We start from the raw sequence: 6,626 nt of genomic DNA, 5'->3' as shown, positions 1-6,626 counted from the left end.
GGACCGGAGGCCGGGCGCGCAGGGGCGGGAAGGAGCAGTGGGACGCGATGAACGACAGTACGATCACCCTCCCCTGGCACGTCGTCCGCCAGGACGACAACGGCAATCGGTACAGCGTGGGCAGGTACGCCACCCGCGCCGAGGCCCAGAAGATCGCGGACAGCCTCGGCGGCCCGGACACCCGGCTGTACTGGGTCGAGCGCGTCGGCCGGAGCGGCGGCGACGGCTGACCCTTTCCCGCGCTCCGGATCCGCTCCCGTAGGCTCCGGCGCATGACCGAACGGATCGTGGTGGTGGGTGCCGCCCTGCTCGACGGCGACCGCCTGCTCGCCGCCCGCCGCAGCGCGCCCCCCGAGCTGGCCGGACGCTGGGAGCTGCCCGGCGGCAAGGTGGAGCCCGGCGAGCGTCCCGAGGGGGCCCTCGTGCGTGAGCTGCGCGAGGAGCTGGGCGTCGAGGCCGAGGTGGTCGAGCGGGTCCCGGGCAGCTGGCCGTTGAGGGCGCCGTACGAGCTGCGGGTGTGGACCGCGAGGCTGCGGCCCGGGTCCGCCGAGCCCGAGCCGCTGCAGGACCATGACGAGCTGCGCTGGCTCCCGTCGGCCGAGATCTGGAGCGTTCCCTGGCTGGAGCAGGACATACCCGCCGTACGACAGGTCCTCGCCCGCCTCGGTGCCGGTCCGCGGGCGTGAGGTGAACCCCGAGCGGGCGTCAAAGTCCGCGTGGCGCAGAAGGCGTAGGGGCGTACCAGGACGTACCGGAGCGCGCCGGCGAGGACGGTACCGGCACCTGGATACCGGGTATGTGCTTACCAAGCCCATGAAACCGGACATGGGTGGGCCCGCCGGCCTGGGAAGTGATCGGAGTGATCGACACCGATGGGCACTGCGCCGAGTGGATCTTTCCCGCGGATCCCGGCGCGGTGCGCACGGCCCGTGCCGCCGTCCGCGGCCAGTTGCGCGACTGGAACCTCGAATCGCTCGGCGACACCGCGGCCCTGCTGGTGAGTGAACTGGTCACCAACTCCCTCCAGCACGCCGCCGGCCCCATCGGCCTCCGGCTGCTGCGCCCCGAGGGTCTGCCGGGGGTACTGGTGGTCGAGGTCTCCGACCCACTGCCCGGTCTTCCCCGCGAGCACCCGGCCCGGCCCGACGACGAGAGCGGGCGCGGCCTGCAGTTGGTCGCCTCCACCTCCCGCCGCTGGGGCGCCCGTCCGGACAACACCGGCAAAACGGTCTGGTTCGAACTCGCAGTGCCCGGGTGAGCCGGGCGGCACCGGCCTGTCCCCGGGCTGTACACGCCCGACGGCGCTGTCGAATGGCCCGGCGGGCCGGTGATGGTTGTGTGCGAGCGGGGTTCGGCGGGGTCCTGCCTGGTTAGAAGACTGTTGGTGTTGTCACAGGCCGGACCGAAAAGCATCGGGATGGTCCTGTGATCGTGAACACCGTGTTGTGCGGCGCCGTAGTGCTGGATACTGCGGGCAGCCGCCCCCGGTGACCGGTGCCGGACGCGGTGAGCTGGAGGGGACGGTTCGCGTGAGCGAGATACCAGCGAAGGCCACGGAGTCCGAGGACCCGTCGGACGGCGCGAGGACAAGGTCCGCGGGCGGCGGCAGAGGTGACGAGGCGCCGCCCACGGACGCGATGTGGCAGAGCAGCCCGCCCGGCTCGATGTACGACTACATCAAGGTCGCCTCCTTCTCCATCGGCCCCGACGGCCTCGTCGACCAGTGGAGCCTGCGCGCCGAGCAGCTCTTCGGCATCCCCGCCGAACGCGCCGTCGGAATGGACCCCATCGAAACCTTCGTCGACCCCGACCTGCGCGAACGGGGCCAGCGCAAGATGGCCGAGGTCCTCGACGGGCGGGAGTGGACCGGCGTGGTCCCCTTCCGGGTCCCGGACACAGAGGTCGGACGGCGCGGCGAGGAGGGGATCGCCGAGGTCTACGTGATGCCCACCCGGACGGCCGAGGGCGACAGGGCCGCCGTGTGCGTCGTCGTCGACGTCCGCACCCTACGGCGCATCGAGACCGACCTCGCCGCCTCGCAGGCGATTTTCGGACAATCCCCCTTCGGATTCCTGTTCATCGACACCGACCTGAAGGTCCGTCGCGCCAACGAGCGGTTCGCGTCCATCTTCGGCGGAAAGCCGGACGACCACCGCGGCAAGGGCGTCCACGACTACCTGCCGCGCGGCGAGGCCAAGCGGGTCGCCGCCACCCTGCGCCGGGTGCTGGACAGCGGCGATGCCGTCACCGATCTGCACGTCACCGGCTTCGCGCCCGGCTCGGACGAGCGCCGCCACTGGTCCGTCAACCTCTACCGCGTGCACAGCGGAAGCGGCCGTCCCATCGGCATCGCCTGGCTCGGAACCGACGTCACCGCCCGCCGCGCCGCCGCCCGCGAGGCCGCCGCGGCGCGACGCAATCTCGCCCTTCTCAACGACGCCGGCGCCCGCATCGGCAACTCCCTCGACCTGGAGACCACCGCGCGCCAGCTCCTCGACGTCGTGGTCCCCGGCTTCTGCGACCTGGCCACCGTCGACCTCTACCAGGGCCTGCTGGCCGGCGACGAGACCCCGCCCGGGCTCGCCGACGGCAGCGCCGCACTGCGCCGCGTCGCCTTCGCCAGCGCCGTCTCCGAGGCGCCGCTCAGCGGCACGGGGACGCCCGTCGAGCTCGGCGCCGTCCACCACTACCCCTTCAACTCGCCCTGCGCGGACGCCCTGCGCACCGCCCGCCCGATGACCGTGCCCGGCGAGGACGGCGGCCTGGTGCAGTCCACGCTGGCCGTTCCTATGGTCGCCCAGGACACGGTCGTGGGACTCGCGCAGTTCTCCCGGGCCAAGGGCAGTGAACCGTTCGGCCAACGCGACCGCGACCTCGCCGTGGAACTCGCCGCGCGCGCCGCCGTGAACATCGACAACGCCCGCCTGTACCGGCGCGAGCACGAACGCGCGCTGATCCTGCAGCGCTCCCTCCTCCCGCCCGGCAACCCCGAGGCCTCCGGCCTCGACATCGCCTGCCGCTACCTGCCCGGCAGCGCGGCCACCGGCCGGCCCAGCGAGGTCGGCGGCGACTGGTTCGACGTCATCGAACTCCCCGGCCACCGCACCGCGCTGGTCGTCGGCGACGTCATGGGCCGCGGCCTGCGCGCCGCCGTCGCCATGGGCGAACTGCGCACGGCGGTACGCACCCTGGCCCTGCTGGACCTCGAACCGGCCGAAGTCCTCTCCCAGCTGGACGAGATCGCCCGCGGCCTGGGCGCCCCCGGCGGCGTCCAGCAGGCCACCCGCGCGGCCCGCCGCCCCCGCGAGGCCGATCTCTCCGAGGTGTACCTGGCGACCTGCATCTACGCGGTCTACGACGCGGTCACCCGGCGCTGCACCTTCGCCAACGCGGGCCACCTGCCCCCGGTCCTGGTCGAACCCGGCGAGTCCGCCCTGATGCTGGACGTACCGCCCGGGATGCCGCTCGGCGTCGGCGGCGAACCCTTCGAGGAGGTGGAGGTCGAACTCCCCGAGGGCGCCCTCCTCGCCCTCTACACCGACGGCCTGGTCGAATCCCGCGACCACCCCCTGGACGAGGGTCTGCAGGCCTTCGTCGGCGCCCTCACGGACCCGGCCCAGCCCCTGGAGGACGTGTGCGACAACGTCCTCAACACCCTCGACTCCCACCACCGCGAGGACGACATCGCGTTGCTGATGGCCCGCGTCCAGGGCCTGCCCGCCGAGTCCGTCGGCGACTGGGCCCTGCCCCGCGAGCCCCGCAGCGTCGGCCGTGCCCGCGAGTACGCCCGCGCCCAGCTGACCGCCTGGGACCTCGAACCGCTGATCGACACCACCGAACTCCTCGTCAGCGAACTGGTCACCAATGCCCTGCGCTACGGCGAGGGCGAGATCAGACTCCGCCTCCTGCTCGACCGCACCCTGGTCTGCGAGGTCTGGGACTCCGGCCTCGTCCAGCCGCGCCGCCGCCGTGCCCGCGACACCGACGAGGGCGGCCGCGGCCTCCAGCTCGTCGGCCTCCTCAGCGCGGCCTGGGGCTCCCGCCGGACCCCGCGCGGCAAGACGGTCTGGTTCGAACTCCCGCTTCCGGACGGCGAGAACGTCCTCACGGACCCGGCGGAGGCGTTGCTGAGCCTGTTCTGACTCAGCGCCGCCCCGGGGCGGAGTGGCTTTTCAGGGCGTCCACGAAGGTGGTGAAGGCTCCGGCCGGGAAAGTGAGGGTGGCTCTGGCCGGGGCCTTTGAGTCGCGTATGGCTATGCGGTTGGGCGAGTTGGCGATTTCCACGCAGGCGTTGCCGTCGCCGCCTCCGGAGTAGGACGACTTCTGCCAGGTCCCAGGGGTGCTCATCGCTTCACAGTTCCTTCGCCAGCCTGTGGATGAAGTCGCGCGAACGCTCGGGTTCGAGCGACGCTGCCTCCAGCCTACGGAAGAGTGTTCGGAAGCGGCTGAGTTGGGCTTCGGCGTCGATGAACGCCGTGCCGTGCGGGCCGTCGCGCACCACGGTGTCCAGTTTGGGAACGGGGCCGCCCGCATACACCATGGCACTTCCCGCGCCCGCGAATCCGTCCAGGTCGAACGGGATGACGCGTACGGTGACGTGGCCGGCTTCGGAGAGTTCCAGGACACGGACGAGCTGAGCGCGTGCTGCGGCACGGTCACCGACCCGGATGCGCAGTGCCCCCTCGTGGATCACGGCCTCGTACGGGATCGGGTGGGGACGCTCGATGATGTCCCTTCGCCTCATCCGGTGTTCCACGCGCAATTCCACCTCGCTGTCGGGGAACTCCGGGTTCACGTAGGAGAAGAGCGCGCGGGCGTAGTCCTCGGTCTGGAGAAGACCTGGGACGTGCAGGAAGTCCACGTCCCACCGGTAGGCGGCGTGGTGCTCCAGCTCGGACAGGTCCAGGAACGAAGTGGGCAGGTGCCCTCGGTACTGCTCCCACCAACCGCGTGTCCGATCGGTCGCCATCCCCGTCAGGGCGTCGATGAACGCGTCGTGCGTACACGCGTAATGGGCGGCAAGCCTACGCAGCCGCTCCTCGCTCACGCCCGTGGTGGCGGACTCGATCTGGCTGATCTGGACGGAGTTCACGCCGAGCATCGCTGCCGCCTCGCGGGCGCTGAGGCCCGCCGCGTCCCGCAGCCTGCGCAGTTCGACCGCGAGACGCAGCTGTCGCGCTGTTGGTTCGCGCCTGGTGCCCATCGACTGCTCCTCGTCCAACACGCCTGGCAACGCGACTCGTTCGAGTGCCAGATTACGCGATCAACTTGCTCCAGGTTAAAACTAATGTCTACCGTCGGTAGCGCGACGCACACGCTGCGGAACTCCGGGGCACCGGAAGCGCACCGCTCCGTCCTGCCATGACGGTTGCGGCAATGCCACCGCCCGGTCAGCAGTGCTCCTCCACCACCAACCGACGACCGACCGGAGCTGACGCATGCCCGAAAACGCCACCGACCCCTGGGAGTACTGCCTGTACATCCCCAATGACCCCCGTGCCGTCACCGTGAGCCGCCGCACCCTCCGTCTGATCCTGACCATGCACGGCCTGATCCGCCTTGCCGACACCGCCGAGCTGCTCGCCACCGAGCTGGTCTCCAACGCCGTACGGCATACGAAGGGGCCCGCCGCTCTGCGCGTACGGTGGTCCGCCGGCGTGCTGCGGATCGGCGCGTGGGACGCGGACCCTCGGCCTCCGGAGCCGCCCGTGCCTTTGGAGCAGGTCACCGACCTGGAGGAAGGACGCGGGCTGGCGCTGGTCCGGGCCTGTGCCGACCTGTGGGGGTGGCAGCCGTTGGCGAGGGAGGGCAACCGGGGGAAGGTCGTCTGGTGCGAGCTGGCCGCCGCGTAGGCGCCGCACCGTTCGGTAGGCCGCGAACTGATGGGGGCTCATGACACCCACTCCGCTGAAAAAGGTGAGCACCCAGCAGGCGAATGTCACTCACGCACTCAAATGAGCGGTGTGTGAACACTGGAGGCCGAGATGCTCCCCTTTTTCAGAAAGGTATGTGTCTCCCAGCCGGGCGGCGAGGGGCGTGTCCCACGACGTGGTGCAGCGGATTCCGGCGTCTTGGTCCCCCGCACCGCCTGGCGGGACGCCATCCGTGTGGATCCGGGTAGCAACGGCCGAGTGGACCATGAACCGGCAGGAAGCAGGCGGGCTCAGATCCCGAACTCGTCGAGCCGGCCGCGCTGGAGAAGGTGTTCGGGGAGGTAGCCGGCCTCGACTCCGGCCGGGATGCCGCCGTCGTGGGCGAGGCAGGCGATGGCCGGGCAGGAGGGCAGCCATGCCCTGGGGCACGCCCGCCACTACCACGACGAGCGGCAGGGTGAGGTGGCCCACCGAGGTCTCGTCCTGCCGCGGTGCGGCGGCGACGGTCACCGGACCGGCCCGGGGGAGTGCAACCGCGGAGCCGCTGCTGATCGTCACCCCGGGAAGCAGCAGCCACACGAGCCCCGCCGCGCAGCCCAGCACGGCGCGCGCCACGCGCATGGCCAGGCGCGGGGGCGCACGCCGCGGCCCGGCCGTGCGGAATGGGGATGACGCGTCACACTCCGGAGCGTATGACCGCCCGGTGGGACAGGCGACCGGGGCTGCGTCAGTGGTGGGGCTGTCTCTTATACA

General features: G+C 71.4%; 7 protein-coding genes. 5 read left to right on the top strand and 2 right to left on the bottom strand.

The annotated features are described in order from the left end of the window. Positions 1–47: 47 nt before the first annotated feature. The 4 genes from C1I97_RS28070 (at position 48) to C1I97_RS28055 (ending at position 4,142) form a co-directional block, all read left to right on the top strand. The gene (locus C1I97_RS28070; RefSeq protein ID WP_111005936.1) at positions 48–230 is read left to right on the top strand and encodes an SPOR domain-containing protein; all 183 of its coding nucleotides are present in this window, start codon (positions 48–50) and stop codon (positions 228–230) included. Positions 231–272: 42 nt separating this feature from the next. Further along, positions 273–686, top strand: a complete 414-nt coding sequence (locus C1I97_RS28065) for a (deoxy)nucleoside triphosphate pyrophosphohydrolase (protein ID WP_111005935.1) — start codon at positions 273–275, stop codon at positions 684–686. Positions 687–829: 143 nt separating this feature from the next. Then, entirely contained in the window at positions 830–1,258 is a 429-nt protein-coding gene (locus tag C1I97_RS28060; RefSeq protein WP_111005934.1) for an ATP-binding protein, read from the top strand. A gap of 271 nt (positions 1,259–1,529) precedes the next feature. After that, positions 1,530–4,142, top strand: coding sequence for a SpoIIE family protein phosphatase (locus tag C1I97_RS28055; protein ID WP_111005933.1), 2,613 nt, complete (start codon positions 1,530–1,532; stop codon positions 4,140–4,142). 1 nt (position 4,143) lies between these two features. Here C1I97_RS28055 and C1I97_RS28050 read toward each other — a convergent pair whose 3' ends face one another. Next, the gene (locus C1I97_RS28050; protein ID WP_111005932.1) at positions 4,144–4,347 is read right to left on the bottom strand and encodes a DUF397 domain-containing protein; all 204 of its coding nucleotides are present in this window, start codon (positions 4,345–4,347) and stop codon (positions 4,144–4,146) included. Positions 4,348–4,351: 4 nt separating this feature from the next. Beyond that, on the bottom strand, positions 4,352–5,203 hold the full coding sequence (locus C1I97_RS28045; RefSeq protein ID WP_111005931.1) for a helix-turn-helix domain-containing protein: 852 nt from the start codon (positions 5,201–5,203) through the stop codon (positions 4,352–4,354). Positions 5,204–5,438: 235 nt separating this feature from the next. Between C1I97_RS28045 and C1I97_RS28040 the strand changes: the two genes are divergently transcribed. Further along, the gene (locus C1I97_RS28040) at positions 5,439–5,852 is read left to right on the top strand and encodes an ATP-binding protein (protein WP_111005930.1); all 414 of its coding nucleotides are present in this window, start codon (positions 5,439–5,441) and stop codon (positions 5,850–5,852) included. Positions 5,853–6,626 lie beyond the last annotated feature (774 nt).

Origin of the sequence: Streptomyces sp. NTH33, assembly GCF_003236365.1 — a bacterium.
In the GTDB taxonomy this organism is placed as follows: Bacteria; Actinomycetota; Actinomycetes; order Streptomycetales; family Streptomycetaceae; genus Streptomyces.
Note: the sequence above shows the minus strand (reverse complement) of the source record. Positions and strands in the feature narration are given on the sequence as shown.

Coding starts and splice junctions, on each gene's coding strand:
- C1I97_RS28045 (WP_111005931.1), bottom strand. CDS start 5,203: ATGGGCACCAGGCGCGAACCAACAGCGCGACAGCTGCGTCTCGCGGTC.
- C1I97_RS28070 (WP_111005936.1), top strand. CDS start 48: ATGAACGACAGTACGATCACCCTCCCCTGGCACGTCGTCCGCCAGGAC.
- C1I97_RS28050 (WP_111005932.1), bottom strand. CDS start 4,347: ATGAGCACCCCTGGGACCTGGCAGAAGTCGTCCTACTCCGGAGGCGGC.
- C1I97_RS28065 (WP_111005935.1), top strand. CDS start 273: ATGACCGAACGGATCGTGGTGGTGGGTGCCGCCCTGCTCGACGGCGAC.
- C1I97_RS28040 (WP_111005930.1), top strand. CDS start 5,439: ATGCCCGAAAACGCCACCGACCCCTGGGAGTACTGCCTGTACATCCCC.